Genomic DNA, 21768 nt, shown 5'->3' with positions numbered 1-21768 from the left:
CTTTTGTCTAAACAGAATGAACATCTAGAACCAGAGCTCCCCGATTTAAAATGGTGGGGAGAACAGCATTTTGAACTGAACCAATCTAAAGCTTGGCAATTCGGTTCAATGATGATGCGAATTACACGCGGGTTACAAGAATGGCGTTTGGAATATTATCGTCCACATTTTCAATATGATTATGAACAACAATGGCATGAAATTAAGGATGTCTATTTTGGTTTTCCAGAACCTGTACATGTAGAACGCTATATGTTCCGTGAAACCCATAAAACATTTCAACTCATGCCACGTTTAGCAGATCGTTCTGTGGTGATTCGCCCTGTAGACCCGATTTATATACCCGCGGGACAACGTGGAACGCTATATATCAGTACACCACTTTGGGTGTCTGGTTTTGTGCAAGCACAGAAAGACCCTTTATTCGATATTCCTGTAATTTTGCCCAAAGACACATGGTTTGGGCCAGACCACCGCAATGGTGAAATGTGTTATGCCACATCGGTCGATGGTCGTACAGAACTAAACTTGCTCAAGCCACGGGCTTTCCGTGCTGTGACGCCTATCGATTTCCATAATGTCAGTAATCACCAATTACGCTTTGACCGTATGAATGTTCCCGTGCCTGCTTTGCCATTATTTTATAGTGAAAGTACTGGGCGACTTTGGACGTCACAAATCAAAGTATTGTATGAAGGCAATGATCGTCCAGCTCGTGTCAGAATTGAAAATCGCACACCTCCACTTGCAGGTGAAGTGATTTACGTACACCCACCACGTTCACCAGGTGGCGCATTATTTAATATGTTTGATTCATTTTTTTAAGGGATGAGCTGAAAGATGGCTGAATCCAATATTCCCAAAGACATTGCCGAAAGTTTAAAAGGCATTTTTACCAATGTGAATGTTGACCGTTTAAGTGAATTAGCGGTTGCATTGATTTTATGTTTTGTCGGTTTTGTACTGGCACGTGTTGTGTCGAATACTTTTATTCGCACCGTTGGTATACGTTTTAATGCACACCAACGCTTGGTGTGGCGACGTGGTATTTTCTACTTTATTTTCCTACTCTTTGTCATTGCCAGCTTAAAAGAAGCAGGTTTTAAACTGAGTGTCTTTTTAGGTGCAGCAGGGATTTTAACGGTTGCGCTGGGTTTTGCTTCACAAACTTCTGCCTCAAATTTAATCAGTGGTTTGTTTCTAATTGGTGAAGGCTCTTTTGAAGTGGGTGATACGATTCAGCTGACTTTAATTCGTGGGCATACCATTGAAGGTGAAGTGATTTCGATTGATTTACTCTCTGTGAAGCTGTTGACCATGGACAATGTCTATGTTCGCTTGCCCAATGAACAGTTAATTCGGGCCCCTGTACACAACTTATCGAAGTTTCCAATACGACGGCTTTCGATTACTGTTCCAATTAACTTTGATGAAGATATTAACAAAGTTCGTGAAGTTTTAATTGATGTGGCAAATCGCTATCCACTGGTTCTTGCCGACCCAAAACCACGTGTTACCGTTTCGGCATTTGGTGAATCGTCCATTGAGATTCTGTTTGCCTTATGGTGTAAGCAAAGTAATTATTTACAAGTTAAAGATGAAATACACGAGCAAATTCGCAATCGCTTTGTAGAAAATCAGATTGAAATTCCTGTACCTAAAATTGGTTTTGTAGACCGTCCAATACCTACAGCTACTGGATTGATCAATGAAGATGTGGATACCTATGCCAATGCTCAGGATTTAAAATTAGAGAAGAAACAAGATAAACAGTTGTAATAACTTCCAACAAAAAAGCAGAATCACATTGATTCTGCTTTTTTAAGCTCTCGTATTGTACCAACTAAGATAATTTTGATGGTTTATCCTGTTCATCCAAAGATGGTGGCAACGGTGCAAAATAACCAATCACTAACATGACTAAACCACTACCAATAAACGAAATAATTCGAGTGATGGTATGTGTGTGCGATAAATCTAAGAAAATCAGCTTAGCAATAACCAATGCCAATACAGCGATTCCGAGCATCCAAACATGGCGCAGCGCTTTTTTACTGGAAAAGGTCGTTAAAATAAGCGCTAAAATCACCCATAAAATCGTTAAACTGGCTTGAACCACTCCATTCTGCCATGCCTGCACCGACCAATAAGGCAACTGAAAATAATGATGTAAGCTGCGTAACATAATGCTGCTGATCAACATCAAGCCTGTCAGAATTATGGCTGCCATACTGGCAATTTTCAACTCACGAGACTGGTCTTCCAATACAGGTTTAATTGCCATTAACATCACAATAAATATGCCAAAACTGAGTAAATCTATTGGATTTAACAACGTAATATATGCAAAATTCCAATGACCATCATGCACTAAACTGACAGCCCATAAACTGATAAAACTCAGCCCTGCAATCGCGACATTACGAATCCAATAGGGTTGTAGGAATTGCAAAGCTGTGAGCTTTAGTGAAGCCAATAAAATAACCACAGGAAATAACAAAAGCAACGGAATATATGCCAAAGGATTCCATGCCAATATTCCACCAAAAATAGCCATTAACACAACAACGATTAACATTAAAATTTGCGCAACAGTACGGTTTAACTGTGTAGTAAATACTTTCAAGCAGAAAACAAATGCCACCGTCCACAGCACGATAATGGTAAGTATTGAAGACGAATATTGCGATGCAATTTTCCATAGTTGGAAATTAGAAACATTGAATGTGCAAATGACGGTAATTTCCAACGTACCGATCACAAGTAAAATAAGCGTTAAATTCAGCCAAGCATGATCCAGCAGCTTTTGCTTAGATTTATAGACAATGGTCAGAATCCCCCACCACAGCAACATAGGTAAAACAACACTGAATATATTCCACGATAGAATATTGAAAAATTTATTGCCTAAATACGGAATGAATAAAAAGGAAATAATAATATTCAACCAAGCAAATGTACGATCTGTGGCTACCGATTTATTTACAGTTTTATAATAAAGCCAATAGGCATTTATAGCTGTGGCAATCACCAATAATGCGAAAGCAACATAACGCAAAGATTCATCATAAAATACCGCAACTATTGCAGAAATAGCACTTGCAACAATCAACAATGAAGCACCATGACGAATTGATGGTATGGCATATATACAGGTTACAATCAGCATGATAATCGCCTGTACTGTCCACCAAATCGAAATAATATCGGCTTGCCACAACATCAAAGGAACCATTGCCAAGTAAAATAATGCACAGCCTGCAAATACTTGTACATCTTTAGAAATCTGCTGATGTAGCTGTAGTAATCGCCATGTTGTAATTGCGAAAATAGTAGTCAAAATCAACATCAATGTGGCATTGTGACTTAGGCTATTGAGCTGATACAACTTCACGGCATAAACGACTAATACGCATTGTAAAACAGCAAAACAACCGGCTTTCACCGCTCCAACCCATGAGCCAATCACTGTAATTTTTTTTCGATTTATCAATAATTCCGCTGATAACCCATTTTCATCTTCTTGAATAGGCTCATCTAACTGTGGCGTACTAAAAATATAGAGTGTTGCCACATAAGATAAGCTCAGGAAAAGCACAGCCAGCAAATTAATAGACCCATCGACAAAAATACTTTTTAGCCATGATGCAGTACTCAGTCCAAGTAAAGCCAAACCGAATAATAAACTGTTGCGTAAATGATGACGGCAACCAATCCAAATCAGTGCAATCGCCTGAACTGCCCAGCCTGTACTTGTCCATTGTGCGTTGAATGCAAAGGGTAAAACCAATGCAAAGAATGTCAGTCCTAAGCCATAAAAACTCTGAATTAATAATGTCAAAGATTGATATTTCTTATGCAACACATAGCCAATAATGAAATAAACCAATGCTAAAACAGCACTCGCCAAACTTAGTGCACGGTGATTGTTGTAGACCAAACCTGCATACAGCGTGAACGCCATAAATGGGGTAGCAAAAATTAAAGCAGTATCGATCAACGGAATATTTTTAAAGGCAATTTTATATTTAGAAATATTTAAACTGTAGCGAATAGAAATAAATAGATACAGAGCAAAATGCAGCCACACCAATATCGTAAGTGTAGAATATTGTTCAGGCTGTGCCTTCATCCAAATACTCAAACCACCCACACCAAAGGTTGCCAACAATGAAATCGTATTTAAAATTCGCCATGGCTTAAAGAATGCAATCACCGCAAGTGCACTATTTAAGACAAGATAGTAGCTGAATAAAGCAGGAATATTATTGCTCCCCGTATTCAGAATAAACGGCGCAACGAATCCACTGCCCAATGCAATAAACGCTAAAATTAAGGCATTTTGTCTTAATGCGAGTAATAAGGTAATAGCGAGCAAGATTATTAACAAACCATAGCTCATACCTACTGATATAATCACGGCGAGCTTAAAAGCACTAAATAAAACCAAGAACAATACACCGAGCCCCGCCCCTTGCACACTGATGGCATAGCCATAACGCTTGTGCCTTAAACGGTAACCAATCACCGTCATCACCACGCCTGCAACAGCAATCCCCACCATTTTTATACCAAGGGTCGGTTGCCAGTATTCGCTTGCAAAACGCAATAACAGAACAACACCAATCAATAAAATAATAATCGCAATACGGACAATACTATTGCCGCCCTTAAACCAATCGACAAAAGCGCTCCATAACGAGGTCATACCTTTTAGATCTTTAAGTAAAGAACTATCCTGTTCTGCTGATGATTGTTTTACTGATGGTGATTCTGATAAAGGCGGTTCAAGGGATTTTTCAGAGAATGTTTCTTTCGTCGATATTGCTGAATTTGAAGTTGCCTGATCTACCTGAGCTAAATGCTGCTCATCGGTATCCTGTTGCTGAATCCTGTTTTGTTGATGAAGCGTATTGTCTAATGTGGTATTTGTTAATGTTGCACTTTCTAAAGTTAGTTTTTCATTAACAATGTCTTGTGGTATCGCTTTGTTATTCTTTAAATGATGAATAGGCTGGTCAATAAAATTATCTAATTGCTCAGAAGATGCAGAAGCATATTGCACATCTGAATCTATAACCTTATCTACAGATTGCGCTACTTGTTGCTCCGTTACTTGTGACTGTTGTGGTACAGATTGAGATTGCTGCAATGATTTTAAGTTTTGACTAGCCAATAAATCCTGAATCTGCCGTTGCTGAAAACGGATCATTTTTTGCTGATTATTCAGTGCTTGTAATACAAAAGTAAAGATAAAACAGAAAAATATGGCAATAGCACATAACCAGCGTTGATCATCATTAACCACTAAAAAAGCCACTGCGAATATCGCAATCGCAATAAAATTAATGGTACTCAACCAACCATATTCATTATGTTGTAAATGAGCTGACCGTGAACCAAGCTGTTGATGATTGCTTGGTTTGGGCTGCTCTCGTTGTTCTTGTTTTGATTGCATGCATGATCCTGATAACAGTTAAGGATATTATCCAATTCATTTACGATTTATATATCGCATCATAGTACAACGATGTATTCACGTCACCTTCACGGAATTTTTCAAGTACACTATAGCCAGTTTAATTAATTAGAGAAATTGCCATGCCGCCATTTGTATTGGTCGATGGGTCATACTTTTTATTTCGTGCATTTCACGCCCTCCCACCATTAACCACATCAACTGGGTTACAAACCAATGCGATTCGTGGGGCAATTTCTGCCATTCAAAAACTCATGCGCCGTATTCAGCCTACACATATGGCGGTGATTTTCGATACCCCTGAACCTACTTTTCGTCACGTATTATCACCGATTTATAAAGGTGACCGTCCAAGTATGCCAGAGGAACTATCACAACAAATTCCTTATTTACATGCCTTAATTCGTGCACTCGGAATTCCTTTGCATACCTTACCTGGTGCAGAAGCCGATGATATTATTGGTACATTGGCAAAACGTGCGGAAAAAGCTGGACATCAAGTGCTTATTTCCACTGGCGATAAAGATATGGCACAATTGGTTACAGACAAAGTAACCCTTGAAGACAGCTTTAAAGACAAGCCGATGGATATTAATGGTGTAATTGAAAAATTTGGGGTTCGCCCAGACCAAATTATCGATTACTTGACACTGATGGGCGATGCTTCCGATGGTATTCGTGGCGTCCCTGGTGTAGGTGCAAAAACTGCGGCTAAACTTTTGAATGAATACGGCTCAATTAGCGGTATTTTAGAAAATGTTGACAGTATTAAAGGCAAAGTTGGTCAAAGTCTAAAAGATAATGTAGACGGCATTAAACTAGATCATCAATTGGCAAGTATTGTGATCGATCTTGATCTCAATATGAGCTATGACGATTTAAAAGTTTGTGATCCAGATGTTGAAGCTTTACGTAACTTATATACAGAGCTTGAATTCCGTAACCAATTACAATCTTTAGATCATCCGAATAATCCAAATAACGGCACCTATAAACAAGCCTCTAAACAAATTGAAAAGTCTTCAGCAACGATAGAAAACGAAGCTAAGACTGACAAAGCGACGAGTTCAAGTATCGATGATCATTTAGGCGAAGCAACGTACCATACGGTTTTAAATCAAAATGATTGGGATGCGTTATTTCAGCGTTTAAATTCTGAAAAACGTTTCGCTATTGATACAGAAACTACGAGTTTAGATTACCGTATTGCTGAAATGGTCGGTTTTTCTGTGGCTTTCGACGCCAAAGATGCTTACTACATTCCATTGGCACATGATTATGAAGGTGCACCTGAGCAACTTAACCGTGAAATCATTCTTCAACAAATTAAGCCTATTTTAGAAGATCCAAAAGTTGAAAAAATTGGTCATCATTTAAAATATGATGCGCATATTTTTGAAAATCACGGCATTCATTTACAAGGTTGGTATTTCGATACCATGCTGGCTTCTTATGTACTCAATTCTGTCGCTACTCGTCATGGTATGGATGATGTTGCGCGTGTTTATTTGAGTCATTTGACCACAACTTTTGAGCAAATTGCAGGTAAAGGCGTTAAACAAAAAACCTTCAACCAGATTGAGCTTGAAACTGCGGCACATTATGCAGCAGAAGATGCCCATGTAACTTATCGACTTTATGAAGTTTTAGATCGTAAACTGCAAGAAATTCCACAACTCAGCAGTATTTTACATAACATTGAAATGCCTGTTGCCAGCGTGCTTACCACAATGGAAGAGAATGGAATTGAACTCGACCTAAACTTTTTAGGTCAATTGAGTGTCGATTTTGCAGAAACCATTCAAAATCTTGAAAATCAAATTATTGAAATTGCAGGTGAAACATTTAACGTAAGTTCGCCAAAACAAGTCGGTGAAGTGTTATTTGAGAAATTAGGCTTAAAAGGTGGCAAGAAAACAGCAACTGGACAATACAGTACATCTGAAGCTGTTTTAGAAAAAATTGACCATCCAATTACAGATTTGATCATTGAATATCGTGGTTTAACTAAGCTAAGAAGTACCTATACCGAAGCTTTGGTCAAACAAGCAAATGCTGACACCCATCGCGTTCATACCAGTTATCATCAAGCTTTAACAGCAACTGGACGTTTATCTTCTACAGATCCAAACTTACAAAACATTCCAGTCCGTGAGGAAATTGGTCGTCAAATTCGTAAAGCATTTATCGCACCTAAAGGTCGTGTTTTATTGGCTGCCGACTATTCACAAATTGAATTACGTTTAATGGCGCATTTCTGTCAGGATGATGCACTTGTTCATGCCTTTAATCATGGTCAAGACGTACACAAACGTACAGCTTCAGAAGTTCTGGGCGTTGCACTAGAAGATATTACCAGTGACCAACGTCGCCAAGCGAAAGCCGTTAACTTTGGTTTATTGTATGGCATGTCTGAATTTGGTTTGATTCGTCAACTTGGTTTTACCCGTCAAGAATCGCAAGACTACATTAAACAATATTTCCATCGCTATCCTGGCATTTATGAGTATATGCAACGTACTCGCCAAGTTGCATTGGAACAAGGTTTTGTCGAAACGATTACAGGTCGTCGTTTATATACACCTGATATTGATGCTCGAAATATGATGGTGCGTAAAGGTGCTGAACGTGCTGCAATCAATGCGCCTTTACAAGGTTCTGCTGCCGAAATCATTAAAATGGCAATGATTGAAGTCGCTAAAATCCTGCCCAATGATCAAGCCAAACTGCTTTTACAAGTGCACGATGAATTGGTTTTTGAAGTCGATGAAGCAATTGCAGATCAATTGGCGGAAAAAATTAAAGACGTGATGCAAAAAGTGGTGACTTTATCTGTACCTTTAGTAGTTGAAGTGGGTAAAGGTCATAATTGGGATGAAGCACATTAAGTATTGAGCTCCTTCCTCTTTTAGCGAGTGAGGAGCTTTGCTTACCAAACATTATTTTCCCAATAAAAAAGGACTCAATTGAGTCCTTTTTACATTTCAAATCAGTCTATTAAAGACCAGTCAACAATGCAATCGCTGCTGCATCCATAACCTTTTCAGCAATTAATAATGTTAAGAACGCTAAAATTGGAGATAGATCAATCATGCCCATATTCGGTAAAATTTTACGAAATGGAGCGAGTAATGGCTCTGCAAGTTCCTGAATCACTTCAATATAAGGTGATCTAGACTGGGTAAACATGACCACCCAACTCAAAATAATCGTCGCAAAGATTAAATAACGACAAAAACGAATCAAGTCTTGGATCATGGTCACAAATGTGAGAATAATCAAATGCACAGGACTATTTGGCATCGTCCCTTGCAAATACATAATTCCAAAAATTTTGAGTAAATACAAAACAACAATCAGTACCAATGCGGCAGTATTCACACGACCTTTTGCTAAGGTTGGGAAAATACGGCTAAACAAATCTACAATTTTAGTTGCTTTCGCAGTCGATAAAACAACAGGATTGTATGGACTCACCATCGCCAATTGCATTAAAAAACGGAAGAATACGAGCAAAATCGCTACGTTAATAATAATGCCAAAAAAAATTTGCGCAGAATTTGCACCCATATTGGAACTTTCCTAAAAATTTAATTAATTATTGAATACTGTCACTTAATTCTATAGCCAATTCCTGACTACGCTTTTGCGCAGCAGCCAAAGCTGTTTGAATATTTTGTGAAATTTGAGCACGATCAAACACTTCTAAAGCTGCTTGCGTCGTACCATTTGGCGAAGTTACATTTTTACGCAATTCTGCTGGTGTATTCGAACTGGTAATCGCCATTTGTGCAGCACCTAGAGCTGTTTGTAATGTCAAAGCAGTTGCAACTTTTTCATCCAAACCCATATTTTTTCCTGCACGAATCATACTTTCCATCATATAGAAAAAATATGCAGGACCTGAACCTGAAACAGCAGTGACTGCATCTATTTGAGCTTCAGTCGCAACCCAAAGTGTTAAGCCTGTTGCAGCCAACACTTGTGTTGCCAATTCACGATCTTTTGCACCGACTTCTTCTTTAGCAAAAATACCATGTGCCCCAGTTTGTACTAAAGCGGGCGTATTTGGCATGACACGAACTACACGATCATTTCCAGTCAGCTCTGAAATCGTTTGAATTTCAGCACCTGCAACAATCGAAATAATCAATTTCTGTTCAAATAAACCTTGAAGTGGTTTAAGTACTGAACCTAAAACTTGTGGTTTCACCGCTAAAACAACAATATCCGCATCTTTAATTGCTGTAACATTATCTTCTGTTACATGCACATCTTTTTCAAGCAGCAATTCTCTAATTTGAGCTACAGGATCTGAAACTGTAATACGTGTTGCAGGTAAACCGCGACTAATCAAGCCACCAATCAAGGCTTGGGCCATATTGCCACCGCCAATGAAAGTAATATTACAATTTAAAACTGCACTCATGAATCACACTCGACCTTATTTTTTAACGCTGAGATTAAATTTGGTTGCCATCCGCCTGTTTCACAATATTGCGACTGCGCCAACCAAAATCCTTTTGGTGTAAAAACACCAAGCATAACATTATCTACACTTAATATTTGAATTGTATGACGCATCCAAGGAAAAATTTGTGCTTCTTGAATGGCTTTTTTCAATGGCCAAGCGCCCACCCGACCGTAGAGATGAATTTTTTCCCCACCTAAACGTGAGGTTAATGTTAACTCACAATTAAGTAATGCCAAAGACAATCCGACTTCAGCCATCTCAACCCCAAAACAACCTGAATCGACACTTATAGACTGTTGTAATTTAAAATGAATCTTCTGAGTTTGTGGAGGGACAGTTTGTTTCGACGCTAAATATTCTGCTTTGGCAATCCGATACAAGTGATTTTGATAACGTAGATAATAGAACTGATTCCACTGTAAAGCCGCTTGTGAATCTACTTTAGAATGAATCACTTCATCGGTAATACGATTCACCATATCTAATGCAGGACGATATTGCCCTTCACCTTTCATCCAAGCTGATAATAATTGTCGCTGTCTTGCGCTAGAAAGTTGTTGTAATTTTTCTAAATTCAATTGATCACTATTTCCACAAAATGCTAAATCTTGAATCAATACTTCTTTGAGAATTTCATCTGCATCTTGCATTAAATAACTGGTTCTAGCCAAAGATTGCTGCATTTTTGGATAGCGACTTTGCAAAATATGCCAAAGTTCATGTCTACACCATGCACGATCATAATGGGTATCTAGATTTGTTGGGTCATCGACATAAGTAATTCGCAGTTGCTCTACCCATTGGCAAATCTGCTCACGACTTGTATCGAGTAGAGGACGCCAAATCGTAAGTTGATGACGATAATCTACAGCTTGCATGGCAGATAAACCTGTCACACCTGCACCCGATAATAATCGTAACATTAAGGTTTCAGCTTGATCTTGCTGATGATGTGCTAAAACCAAGACCTCATTTTGAGCTAAATGTTGTTGGTAAGCCTGATAACGCGCTTCACGTGCTTGATTTTCAAGATTGCCTTCTGCAACTTGAACATTTTGAATAATATAAGGAATATTAAGAATTAAACATTGCTGTGCAACAAATTCAGCCCACTCATCACTGACTTTTTGTAGTTGATGATTAACATAAATTGCACGAATTTGAAGAGGGAAAAGTTGAGCCATCAAATGTAGCAATAGCATGGAATCCATACCACCACTACATCCGATTAGAAACTGGGTGTTTTCAGCAAATTGAGAATATTGCTTTAAGAAGCTAGACCTGAGTTGTCGCTGCCAAACTTCATTAAACGCTGGTAACGTGCTTCGCATCGCTCTTCTGCACTCATTGGCTCTAATTCATCAAGCGCTTGTTTTAACACATCCTTCAGTTTTTCCATAATTTCGAGTGGATGTAAGTGAGCGCCCTCACCTTCATCAACAACATATTCGACTATACCAATTTCTTTTAATTTTTCTGCTGTTAATGCCAAAGCTTCACTGGCTTGTTCTGCTTTATCTGCTGTTTTCCACAGAATAGAAGCACAACCTTCGGGTGAAATGACAGAATAAATACTGTGAGAAAGCATAATCACACGATCTGCCACGCCAATTCCAAGCGCACCACCAGAACCGCCTTCACCTAAAACTGTTGCAATTACAGGTACTTTGAGTCTAGAAAGTTGCGCCAAACTGGTTGCAATCGCTTCTGCTTGACCACGTTCTTCTGCGCCAACACCAGGATAAGCACCCATCGTATCAATAAATGTGAATACTGGGAGATTAAAGCGCTCAGCCATATCTAATAAACGCTGAGATTTACGATAGCCTTCAGGATTACTCATCCCAAAATTATATTGCAATTTTTCACGGGTACTACGACCACGATGTTGTCCCACAATCATTACAGGCTGACCATTAAAACGTGCCAAACCACCGACCATTGCACCATCATCGCCATACAAGCGATCACCATGCAAGGCATCGAATTCTGTAAAAATTTCACCTACATAGTCCAAAAATTGCGGACGTTCAGGATGACGTGCAATTTGAACTGTTTTCCAAGCTTTAGACTGAGCAGCTTTACTTTTCATGAGTCGAGTATTATCCCTAATTCACCGATGAATGACACATCGGAAGTTTAGAATTTGACGATCTTTAATCACATATGCGGTTTATTAAATCATCATCAAATTTTTTAGTTAATCGATAAACTGTTCCGACTGAATATTCAATTCAATGTCCCAATGCTTAAATTGCACTTGCTCATCATGCAAATCTGCAACGAGCAATGGCCATTGCTTGGCATCGCCAGAAACGCTGAGGTGCCATTGTTGCGCATTATCCACCGTTAATTCAATGGCAGGAAGCATCTCATCGCTACGACTATGATTGAGTAAAACGGCGAGACGAAGCAATAAACAAAGGTAAATAAGCTTGTTGCCACCAACCTTTAACACATCATTTTTGGCATCACCACGTAATTTACGACGATGATGAGCGACCAAATGTGACAAATGATTTTGATCAATTTGTGAAAAACCAGGAATATCTGAATGCTGTAATAAATATGCACTGTGCTTTTGATAACCACTATGGCTAATCGCTAAACCGATTTCATGTAAATACGCCGCGCGGCGTAAAAGATCACTATCATCACTATTTAAATAGAATGACTGAGCGACACTATCAAATAAATGCTGTGCAGTTTCCACCACACGCTGTGCTTGTTTAGCATCTGCGCCATAACGCCCCATCATCGCTTGAACACTACGATCACGAACATCTTCATGTTGGAAACGTCCCAATAAGTCATACATTACGCCTTCACGTAATGCGCCATCGGAATATACAAGTTTATCAATATTTAAAACTTCAAAAACAGCATATAAAATCGCTAAGCCTGCAGGTAATACTGCACGACGATCTTCTTTTAAACCATCAAATTCCATATCTGAAATATGCTTATATTTCAGCATTTTTTCTTTTAATTTTTCTAAGCCTTCACGCGTTAAGCTTTCTTGCTCATCGCTCCACCCCATATTCACTACAATTTGACGGCACGCTTTAATTGTACCACTCGAACCAACAACCGTATCCCAACCTTCTGCTTTATACGTATTTGCAATAGAAGATAATTCTTTACGTGCAGCAACGACGGCTTTATCAAAATCTTTTTGGTTAATGTCACCATCTGGAAAATACGCTTTAGTAAAAGCAACACAACCCATCTGTAAAGATTCAGTATGAATAGGTTCAAACTCTTCACCAATGATCAATTCTGTTGAACCACCACCAATATCAATCACCAAACGGCGACCGCTATTGACCATAGTGTGCGAAACCCCCAAATAAATTAGGCGAGCTTCTTCACGACCTGCAATGATTTCAATCGGTTTTGGTAAAATTTCTGCGGCTTTTTGAATAAATTCATGACCATTTTTAGCTTGACGCAAAGCATTGGTCGCTACAATACGTAAACGTGTCGGTTGCACAGAACCTAAACGCCCGACAAAACGTGCTAAACATGCTAAACCGCGCTGTTGTGCCGCTTCTGTTAAATTTTTATTTTCATCCAATCCAGCAGCAAGCTGAACTTTTTCTGACATAGAAGCAACTTTTTTGACTTCACCATGATCCACTCGTGCAATCGCCAAGTGAAAACTGTTCGACCCCATATCGATGGCAGCAAGTAATTCTTCATCAATCAAAAAATCAGACATTATTCATACAAACTCATACAGAAGTATGCGTAGATTAATTCACATACAAGCAATTTAAAAGCCATTTGTTTAGACAATTTGATGAGTTATTATTTTTTCAACATATATGACAATAATATGACAGTTTTGTCTATTTTTTAAAAGTCCGATTGTAAATATCGTGAGCATCAATTGGACAAACTCACAAATTAGAATGAAAATTTAACCATCCCCCTACATTGTTAAAGATGACTATGTAATACTTATATCCATTGATAGATTCATCTTTAAAATATTTTTGGAGCAACATCCATGTCTGGTAATATCGTAAACACAAGTGATGCTAACTTTGAAGCAGACGTACTACAATCTGACATCCCTGTAATCGTTGATTTCTGGGCGGGTTGGTGTGCGCCATGTAAAGCAATCGCACCGGTACTTGAAGTACTTTCAACAGAATACGAAGGTAAAGTTAAGATTGTTAAAGTTGATGTAACTGCTTGTGAAGAAACAGCGGTTAATTACAACATCCGTAATATCCCTGCATTATTGATGTTTAAAAATGGTGAAGTTGTTGCACAACAAATTGGTGCACTACCTAAATCAAAATTAACTGCATTCATTGATGAAAACATATAATTATTATCAGTTTATACTTTCTGGGTATAAATAGATGAAAATCAAAAATACGTTAGATAGCCTAGCGTATTTTTTTGACTATAATTTGACAAACTATCCGATCTCACTTATATTCCTTAATCAAGAAACATAGGAATTTTCTTCCTGTTTCTTAAATACACAACACATAAGATCGCCGCTCGGCAACAGAAATTGTTTTAAACGTTTCTCCTCGAAAGAACTACATAGATACTGAGTTTGTAATTGTGCACATATAATCACAGCTCAACTATTGCCAATGCGGACGACTTTTGCATCCTTTTTTTATCTGTTCCACATCATTATTTCAATCTGACCATATATGAATTTAACTGAACTCAAGAAAAAACCGATCGGCGAACTCATTAAAATTTCTGAGTTTATGGGCCTGGAAGGAATGGCGCGTAACCGCAAGCAAGACATTATTTTTGCCATATTAAAACGTCATGCAATGAATGGCGAAGAAATTTTTGGTGATGGTGTTCTTGAAATTTTGTCTGATGGTTTTGGCTTTTTGCGCTCGGCAGCCGGATCATACCTTGCGGGTCCTGACGACATTTATGTAAGCCCTTCACAAATTCGTCGCTTTAATTTACGTACTGGAGATACCATTACAGGTACGATTCGCCCACCCAAAGAAGGCGAACGTTACTTTGCACTCTTAAAAGTGAATCAAATTAACTATGACACTCCTGAAAACTCACGTAATAAAATCTTATTTGAGAACTTAACTCCACTTTTTCCAACTGAACAATTGATCATGGAATTAGGGAATGGTTCTTCTGAAGATTTAACTTCACGTGTCATTGACTTGGTTGCACCTATTGGTAAAGGACAACGTTCAATTATCGTTGCACCACCTAAAGCCGGTAAAACCATGTTATTACAAAACATCGCTCAGTCGATTGTGCGTAATAATCCAGAAGTTTTCCTGATCGTACTTCTTATTGACGAACGTCCTGAAGAAGTAACTGAAATGGAACGTACTGTTCGTGGTGAAGTCGTTGCATCTACATTTGATGAAGCACCTGCACGCCACGTTCAAGTTGCTGAAATGGTCATTGAAAAAGCAAAACGTCTAGTTGAGCACAAAAAAGATGTCGTAATTCTTTTAGACTCAATTACACGTTTAGCTCGTGCTTACAATACCGTAATTCCATCATCTGGTAAGGTATTGACAGGCGGTTTAGATGCACATGCTTTAGAACGTCCTAAGCGTTTCTTTGGTGCAGCTCGTAATATTGAAGAAGGTGGTTCACTGACAATCATTTCTACTGCATTAATTGAAACAGGCAGTAAAATGGATGAAGTAATCTACGAAGAATTCAAAGGTACAGGTAACCAAGAAATTGCGCTTGATCGCCGTATTGCTGAAAAACGCGTCTTCCCTGCAATGAATATCAAAAAATCAGGTACTCGTCGTGAAGAACGCCTCATGAGTGAAGAAAACTTACGTAAGGTCTGGATTTTGCGTAAACTTCTACACCCTATGGATGAGTTAGCAGCAATGGAATTCCTACTTGACCGTATGAAAGAAACCAAAACTAATGATGATTTCTTTGATCAAATGAAGCGTAAAGCTGCAAATTAATTTATAGACATTGTTTAAAAGCCACCTATTTAGGTGGCTTTTTTATTTGGTTGACAATCTTTACATAAATACACAATTGTGAATTCTAAATGTTATTTTACTGTGTAAACAATTGAATACTCAAAGTATTGACTTATAAAACTCATGTTTTTTAATAAGTTATTTATCAATAAACCAATCTTAAAGTGAATATCAATTGTAATTTTCTGTTAAAAAGTAGTCGTTTTTTCACCATTTTTGGCAGATTTTTTTATATAACCAGTAGCAATTCAAAATGCGCAGTGATAGCATGTCGGCATACCAGTTAGACTGCACATGCAAATAGCAAAAAACAGGCTAACTTGGGTTTTTTGTCTCAATTTAATTTTATGAGAGTGATGCCATGTTATTCAAAAAAATCGCTATTGCTGCTGCAGTTGCTTCTACTTTAGCTTTTGTTGGTTGTTCTAAAAAAGAAGCTGCTACTGATACAGCTGCTGCTTCTGAAGTTGTAGCTGCTGCTTCTGAAGCTGTTGCTGCTGCTGACGCTTCTGCTGCTTCTGCTGTAGACGCTGCTGCTGATGCTACTGCTGCTGCATCTGATGCTACTGCTGCTGCATCTGCTGTTGTTGATGCTGTTGCTGCATCTGCTGCACACTAATAATCGCTTAGATTATTATCAAAAAAAAGAGAACCTTTGGTTCTCTTTTTTTTGCACGTATATTTGTATATCTTAAAAAAACAATCAATTCATTATCCAAAAATATCTTCTACGTTCATACTCCCATCACGCCAAACCATACAATAAAACGATCCATCAATTTCCAAGCAATAAAAAACCCCAAGTAAAAACTTAGGGTTTTTCCAGTACATACAATGAAGAATTAATCCTCTTGTTCAGTACCCACACGTTGTCTAAATTTCTGTCCTGCACGGAATGTCACAACACGACGTGCTGAGATTGGAATTTCCTCTCCAGTTTTTGGATTACGACCTGGACGCTGACGTTTGTCACGTAGCTCAAAGTTACCAAATCCTGAAAGTTTGACTTGTTCACCAGCAATTAATGCCTGGCTAATTTCATCAAAAAACAACTCGACCATTTGTTTTGCTTCACGGCGATTTAAACTCGTAAGCTCACTTAAATGATCAGCCATTTCTGCTTTTGTTAATGCTGTCATGAGGCCCTCAATGTCGCTTGATAAGTGCTTTCCAACACTTGAATAATATTATCCATACCGGACTTAATTTCAGCATCTTCAAGCGTACGTGATGGATGTTGCCATAATAAAGCAAATGCAAGTGAGCGTTTACCTTCTTCGACACCTTGACCAGTGTACACATCGAATAACCAAGATGAGTCTAATAGCTCTCCACCCGTTTTTCCGATAAGTTGCTGAATTTCACTAACATTAATCTTATCACTAATTACAAGCGCAATATCACGTCTAACCGATGGAAATCGTGATAATTCTGTAAAATTAGATACATAAGTTTGCAAAACAGCCAATTGATCGAGTTCCGCTACCCAAGTTGTGCTCAAATCGAGTGCATTTTCTAAAGATGGGTGTAAACGACCTAAATAGCCGATAGATTGGCCATCCACTAAAATTTCAGCAGATTGACCCGGATGTAGCCATTCACGCTCAGAACGAACGTATTCAACATTCACACGACCAGCAGCGAGTATTTCTTCAACTTCACCTTTAAAGTCAAAGAAATCCATAGACTGAACTTTGCCATGCCATGATTCAGCTTGCTTAGAACCCACCGCAACCATTGCCAGTGTTGGAATTTGTTTGAGACCATTAATATTTTCAGCATTCTGATAATCAAAACGTAAACCAAGTTCAAAGAAGCGAACACGGCTTTGCTGACGATTAATATTGTATTGCACACAAGGAATTAAGCTTGAAAGCAACGTTGAGCGCATCACAGCCAGATCACTTGAAATCGGGTTTGCCAAAGCCAAAGGATTTACATTTGGATTCAGCTGTTTTTCCAGTTTTAAATCGGCAAAACTAAAGCTAATTGCTTCTTGATAACCTAAAGTCACCAAAGTTTGGCGCAATTGTGGTAATTCAAACTGATCTTGATGTTTTGCAAGTTTTACATCAATCACAGGCAAGCTGATTTGAATATTGTCATAACCATGAATACGAGCAACTTCTTCAATCAAATCTTGATAAATTGCCATATCATAACGGTGTGATGGAGGAATAACCATCCATTCACCTTCAGCTTTTACAGTCACTTCACAACCTAAACGTTGCAGTGCATCTGTAATAAATGCTGAGTCTACTTTATAACCAAGTAATTGATTGACTTGCGCCTGATTTAGCTCAATCGATTCACGTTTTGGTAATAGTGCTGCATTTTCAGCAATCGTGATTGGACCAAACTCGCCGCCTGCAAGCTCTGCAATCAATTGTGATGCACGATTCATTGCAATCATTGGCAATTCAAAATCTACACCACGTTCATAACGTTGTGATGCATCGGTATGCAAACCATAACGACGAGCACGACCTACAATTGCAAGTGGCGCAAAAAATGCAGATTCAAGGAAAATTTCTGTCGTTTCATCCGTTACAGATGAAGCTAATCCACCCATAATACCTGCAATTGCCAATGCCTTCGCATCATCCGCAATCACCATCACATTCTCTGTGAGTTCGATTTCTTGTTCATTGAGCAAAGTTAATTTTTCAGTAGCCGTTGCTTGGCGTACATGCACAGCACCCTCAACTTTCCCACCATCAAAAGCATGTAAAGGCTGACCCAATTCTATGAGTACATAGTTGGTAATATCGACTAAAATACTGTGCTGACGAATACCTGAACGTGATAATGCTTGCTCCATCCACGCAGGTGTTGAAGCTTTGGTATTAACGTTCTTAATAACACGACCCAAATAACGAGGGCAACCATCGGTATTTACAAGCACTTGTTTTTGATCAGCTATCGTTGCAGCAACCTCTGAAATTTCAGGAGCTGTCACAGCAAGTTGATTAATCACACCAATTTCACGTGCGATCCCACGAATACTGAAGCAATCACCACGGTTTGGCGTGATACTGATATCGATAACATGATCATCAAGATTTAGATATTCACGAATGTCCGCTCCGACAGGTGCATCAACTGGAAGTTCCAAAAGACCATCAATTTTATCTTCTAGGTCAATTTCAGAAGCACCACATAGCATCCCTTGCGATTCAATTCCGCGTAATTTGCCTTTTTTGATTTTAAAATCACCAGGTAATACGGCACCAATGGTTGCAACAGGTGCTTTCATACCTACACGTACATTCGGCGCACCACATACGATTTGAAGTGGTTCACCTGTACCAATATTAACTGTTGTTACACGCAAACGATCTGCATCTGGGTGCTGCTCTACAGACAAAACCTCACCAACCACTACACCTGTAAATGGCTTAGCCGCAGGTGTTAAATCATCAACCTCTAAACCGAGCATCGTCAATTGGTCAGATAAAGTTTCGCTATCGATAGCAGGATTTACCCACGTGCGAAGCCAATTTTCACTAATTTTCATGCATTTATTCCTTAATCTCCCCTAACCCCTCTTTAAAAAAGAGGAGAAAACTGCTCACTTTATATTTATTCGTGACAGTCCCCCTTTCTCAAAGGGGGATTTAGGGGAATTTCAATATTTTAAATAACTGTTTAAACCATTAAGCAAATTGGCGTAAAAAACGCACATCATTTTGGTAGAACATGCGTAAGTCATTGATGCCATAACGCAACATTGCAAAACGTTCTACACCTAAACCAAATGCAAAGCCTTTATATTTTTCAGGATCAATACCTGCAGCTTGAAGCACATTCGGATGCACCATACCGCAACCCAAAACTTCTAACCAACGGCCACGTTCATCCATAATATCCACTTCCGCACTTGGCTCTGTGAATGGGAAATAAGATGGACGGAAACGCACTTTTAAATCTTTCTCGAAAAACTCATTGAGAAGATTAATTAATAAACCTTTCAATTCAGCGAAACTAGTATTTTCCGCAACGTATAAGCCTTCAATCTGATGGAACATTGGAGAATGCGTTTGATCTGAGTCACAACGATACACACGACCTGGACATACAATACGAATCGGTGGTTGATTCTTTTCCATGGTACGAACTTGCACACCAGATGTATGGGTACGGAGTAAATGATTTGCATCAAAATAAAACGTATCGTGCATCGCACGTGCAGGGTGATGCCCTGGAATATTCAAAGCTTCAAAATTGTGATAATCATCTTCAACTTCTGGACCCGTTTCAACGGTAAAACCTGCTTTGGTAAAGAACTGGCAAATGCGTTCTTGAACTTGAGTAACAGGATGAATACTACCTATAGTTTGTCCACGACCCGGCAAGGTAATATCGATAGTTTCACTTGCAAGTTTTTGTTCTAGTCCAGCTTTTTGTAATTCTGTCTGGCGTTCAGTCAGTGCGGTTGTAATGGCTTCACGTGCAGCATGAATCTGAGCACCAAAAACTTTACGTTCTTCGGCATCCATTTTACCTAAAGATTTTGACTGTTCCGCAAGCTGGCTTTTTTTCCCTGTAAATTGCACTCGGACTTGATCGAGTGTAACAAGGTCTTGAGCTGCTGCAATCGCAGCGAGCGCTTCAGTGGTCAGGGCTTCCAGTGACATAATAACTCTCAAAGCAACAATTTAGAAAAATAATATAACCGTGCATTCTAACAGTTTTTATGCAGATGGATGAAGCTTACTAGACAGGAAAATTAGATTAGTAATTTCTATTATAAAAAGTATAAGATAATCAGACTTACATAGAGACAGTCACCGAGATCTATAACAAATGGCACTCGACCCAATTTGGAAACAACAACTTACCCTAGTCACCTACGGTAATGAGTATCTTACTCAAAATTTGAGCTTTACCCGTTGGGTAAATCATGCAATTTTCAATCAGCATGCATTTAATTTTAGAGATTTAATACGTCAACATTTACTTGCCCAACATTTTCAAGTTTGGTTGGAAGGTATTAAAAAACAAGGGACGACTCGTTTAACTTTGCATAGTTCCAGTGTATTAAATGACGAAAAAAATCCCAATGCAAATGTAGAACTCTTACCCATTACCCATTTTATTGTCAGTCATGAGCAGAATAAAAAAACTGCATGGATTTTTGGCAAAGAACTGGCTGAATGGTATACCGCAGATAATGACTATGAAGCACCCAAAACTCAATGTAGTCCAATTCGCCAAGAAATTTTTTGGCGTTTTGATCTCAATTCAAAATATTTCAAACGAATTGACCAAGATTTGGTTCAACCCAATTGGGATGATATTCAAGCCTTTACTGAAAATGAGCTATTTGATACTCAATTTGCTCAAGGCTTCCAAGAGCCAAATAATAAAAGCTTACCTTATTATGGTATTCGTGCCGCAGACCAATTACTTGATGATGGAAGCTTGAAGCTTTCTTTACTACCAACAGACTATCAAGCAGATTATGCCCATGAAACTTTAAACCGTTTAGATGCATTATCACAGTTCTTAGAAGATAAAATTCAGCATCCTTATGATGAAAATGAACAAACGCTCAGCCCAGATGTACAAATGAATTTACGCCATTTTTCACAAAAACTGGATGATCTAACCGCAAAATTTGTAACCAAGGTCGCCAATCATTACAAGTCTGCACGTTTAACACCGAAAGAAATTGTGTCGCCATTTGAGCCACAAGTAAATGAATCACGCTCAGCATTTAGCGCAAAACCGCAAACTGAACATAAATATGCTAAAACCAGTGTCTTTACACTGATTTTCATCACTTTATTGATCTGCCTTGCAGCCTATTATTTTGGACTATAAAGTTTAAACATGGTTTGCTA

The 21768-nt window shown here is 38.6% G+C and carries 16 protein-coding genes; 7 read left to right on the top strand and 9 right to left on the bottom strand.

The features are described from left to right. The first annotated feature begins 3 nt into the window (after positions 1-3). Positions 4-825: a DUF432 domain-containing protein gene (locus ACG94X_RS12970; RefSeq protein ID WP_419384136.1), complete on the top strand. Its 822-nt coding sequence runs from the start codon at positions 4-6 to the stop codon at positions 823-825. Positions 826-840: 15 nt separating this feature from the next. After that, entirely contained in the window at positions 841-1779 is a 939-nt protein-coding gene (locus ACG94X_RS12965; protein WP_419384135.1) for a mechanosensitive ion channel family protein, read from the top strand. Positions 1780-1843: 64 nt separating this feature from the next. On the opposite strand, the gene ACG94X_RS12960 is transcribed toward ACG94X_RS12965, so the two are convergent. Then, entirely contained in the window at positions 1844-5458 is a 3615-nt protein-coding gene (locus ACG94X_RS12960; protein ID WP_419384134.1) for a DUF2339 domain-containing protein, read from the bottom strand. Positions 5459-5601: 143 nt separating this feature from the next. Between ACG94X_RS12960 and polA the strand changes: the two genes are divergently transcribed. Further along, positions 5602-8367, top strand: coding sequence for a DNA polymerase I (gene polA / locus ACG94X_RS12955; RefSeq protein WP_419384133.1), 2766 nt, complete (start codon positions 5602-5604; stop codon positions 8365-8367). A gap of 109 nt (positions 8368-8476) precedes the next feature. On the opposite strand, the gene ACG94X_RS12950 is transcribed toward polA, so the two are convergent. The 5 genes from ACG94X_RS12950 to ppx all read right to left on the bottom strand — a co-directional run bounded on the left by ACG94X_RS12950 (position 8477) and on the right by ppx (position 13674). After that, positions 8477-9049 carry a YggT family protein gene (locus ACG94X_RS12950; protein WP_419384132.1) on the bottom strand — a complete coding sequence of 191 codons (573 nt, stop codon included), beginning with the start codon at positions 9047-9049 and terminating at the stop codon, positions 8477-8479. 28 nt (positions 9050-9077) lie between these two features. Then, positions 9078-9908, bottom strand: a complete 831-nt coding sequence (gene proC, locus ACG94X_RS12945; protein WP_419384131.1) for a pyrroline-5-carboxylate reductase — start codon at positions 9906-9908, stop codon at positions 9078-9080. Then, on the bottom strand, positions 9905-11284 hold the full coding sequence (tilS, locus tag ACG94X_RS12940; protein WP_419384130.1) for a tRNA lysidine(34) synthetase TilS: 1380 nt from the start codon (positions 11282-11284) through the stop codon (positions 9905-9907). Before tilS ends, proC begins: the two co-directional genes overlap by 4 nt. Next, positions 11221-12045, bottom strand: coding sequence for an acetyl-CoA carboxylase carboxyltransferase subunit alpha (locus tag ACG94X_RS12935; RefSeq protein WP_419384129.1), 825 nt, complete (start codon positions 12043-12045; stop codon positions 11221-11223). The genes tilS and ACG94X_RS12935 overlap by 64 nt, the downstream gene beginning before the upstream one ends. A gap of 108 nt (positions 12046-12153) precedes the next feature. Next, entirely contained in the window at positions 12154-13674 is a 1521-nt protein-coding gene (ppx, locus tag ACG94X_RS12930) for an exopolyphosphatase (RefSeq protein ID WP_419384128.1), read from the bottom strand. A 291-nt stretch (positions 13675-13965) separates the two neighbouring features. Between ppx and trxA the strand changes: the two genes are divergently transcribed. From trxA to ACG94X_RS12915, 3 genes are all read left to right on the top strand, one after another. Continuing rightward, positions 13966-14292: a thioredoxin gene (gene trxA / locus ACG94X_RS12925; protein ID WP_419384127.1), complete on the top strand. Its 327-nt coding sequence runs from the start codon at positions 13966-13968 to the stop codon at positions 14290-14292. Between the two features lie 340 nt (positions 14293-14632). After that, positions 14633-15901: a transcription termination factor Rho gene (gene rho / locus ACG94X_RS12920; RefSeq protein WP_419384126.1), complete on the top strand. Its 1269-nt coding sequence runs from the start codon at positions 14633-14635 to the stop codon at positions 15899-15901. 382 nt (positions 15902-16283) lie between these two features. Continuing rightward, positions 16284-16541 (top strand): hypothetical protein, encoded by a 258-nt coding sequence (locus ACG94X_RS12915; RefSeq protein WP_419384125.1) that lies wholly within the window; start codon positions 16284-16286, stop codon positions 16539-16541. A 223-nt stretch (positions 16542-16764) separates the two neighbouring features. On the opposite strand, the gene ACG94X_RS12910 is transcribed toward ACG94X_RS12915, so the two are convergent. The 3 genes from ACG94X_RS12910 to pheS all read right to left on the bottom strand — a co-directional run bounded on the left by ACG94X_RS12910 (position 16765) and on the right by pheS (position 20559). Then, positions 16765-17061 carry an integration host factor subunit alpha gene (locus tag ACG94X_RS12910; protein WP_004723042.1) on the bottom strand — a complete coding sequence of 99 codons (297 nt, stop codon included), beginning with the start codon at positions 17059-17061 and terminating at the stop codon, positions 16765-16767. After that, positions 17058-19439 (bottom strand): phenylalanine--tRNA ligase subunit beta, encoded by a 2382-nt coding sequence (gene pheT / locus ACG94X_RS12905; RefSeq protein ID WP_419384124.1) that lies wholly within the window; start codon positions 19437-19439, stop codon positions 17058-17060. Before pheT ends, ACG94X_RS12910 begins: the two co-directional genes overlap by 4 nt. 139 nt (positions 19440-19578) lie before the next feature. Then, positions 19579-20559, bottom strand: a complete 981-nt coding sequence (gene pheS, locus ACG94X_RS12900; protein ID WP_419384123.1) for a phenylalanine--tRNA ligase subunit alpha — start codon at positions 20557-20559, stop codon at positions 19579-19581. Positions 20560-20728: 169 nt separating this feature from the next. Between pheS and ACG94X_RS12895 the strand changes: the two genes are divergently transcribed. After that, a complete protein-coding gene (locus tag ACG94X_RS12895) occupies positions 20729-21748 on the top strand; it encodes a hypothetical protein (RefSeq protein WP_419384122.1) in 1020 nt (339 codons plus the stop codon). Positions 21749-21768 lie beyond the last annotated feature (20 nt).

The sequence above is a fragment of the Acinetobacter psychrotolerans genome (genome assembly GCF_048552595.1).
Classification (GTDB): Bacteria; Pseudomonadota; Gammaproteobacteria; order Pseudomonadales; family Moraxellaceae; genus Acinetobacter.
This window is presented reverse-complemented; position numbering and strand designations above follow the sequence as displayed.

Excerpts from the sequence above, each read along its gene's own strand:
- rho (WP_419384126.1), top strand. The coding sequence starts at position 14,633 with ATGAATTTAACTGAACTCAAGAAAAAACCGATCGGCGAACTCATTAAA.
- ACG94X_RS12960 (WP_419384134.1), bottom strand. The coding sequence starts at position 5,458 with ATGCAATCAAAACAAGAACAACGAGAGCAGCCCAAACCAAGCAATCAT.
- pheT (WP_419384124.1), bottom strand. The coding sequence starts at position 19,439 with ATGAAAATTAGTGAAAATTGGCTTCGCACGTGGGTAAATCCTGCTATC.
- ACG94X_RS12895 (WP_419384122.1), top strand. The coding sequence starts at position 20,729 with ATGGCACTCGACCCAATTTGGAAACAACAACTTACCCTAGTCACCTAC.
- proC (WP_419384131.1), bottom strand. The coding sequence starts at position 9,908 with ATGAGTGCAGTTTTAAATTGTAATATTACTTTCATTGGCGGTGGCAAT.
- ACG94X_RS12910 (WP_004723042.1), bottom strand. The coding sequence starts at position 17,061 with ATGACAGCATTAACAAAAGCAGAAATGGCTGATCATTTAAGTGAGCTT.
- ACG94X_RS12965 (WP_419384135.1), top strand. The coding sequence starts at position 841 with ATGGCTGAATCCAATATTCCCAAAGACATTGCCGAAAGTTTAAAAGGC.
- trxA (WP_419384127.1), top strand. The coding sequence starts at position 13,966 with ATGTCTGGTAATATCGTAAACACAAGTGATGCTAACTTTGAAGCAGAC.
- tilS (WP_419384130.1), bottom strand. The coding sequence starts at position 11,284 with ATGCGAAGCACGTTACCAGCGTTTAATGAAGTTTGGCAGCGACAACTC.
- ACG94X_RS12915 (WP_419384125.1), top strand. The coding sequence starts at position 16,284 with ATGTTATTCAAAAAAATCGCTATTGCTGCTGCAGTTGCTTCTACTTTA.
- ppx (WP_419384128.1), bottom strand. The coding sequence starts at position 13,674 with ATGTCTGATTTTTTGATTGATGAAGAATTACTTGCTGCCATCGATATG.
- pheS (WP_419384123.1), bottom strand. The coding sequence starts at position 20,559 with ATGTCACTGGAAGCCCTGACCACTGAAGCGCTCGCTGCGATTGCAGCA.
- ACG94X_RS12950 (WP_419384132.1), bottom strand. The coding sequence starts at position 9,049 with ATGGGTGCAAATTCTGCGCAAATTTTTTTTGGCATTATTATTAACGTA.
- polA (WP_419384133.1), top strand. The coding sequence starts at position 5,602 with ATGCCGCCATTTGTATTGGTCGATGGGTCATACTTTTTATTTCGTGCA.
- ACG94X_RS12935 (WP_419384129.1), bottom strand. The coding sequence starts at position 12,045 with ATGAAAAGTAAAGCTGCTCAGTCTAAAGCTTGGAAAACAGTTCAAATT.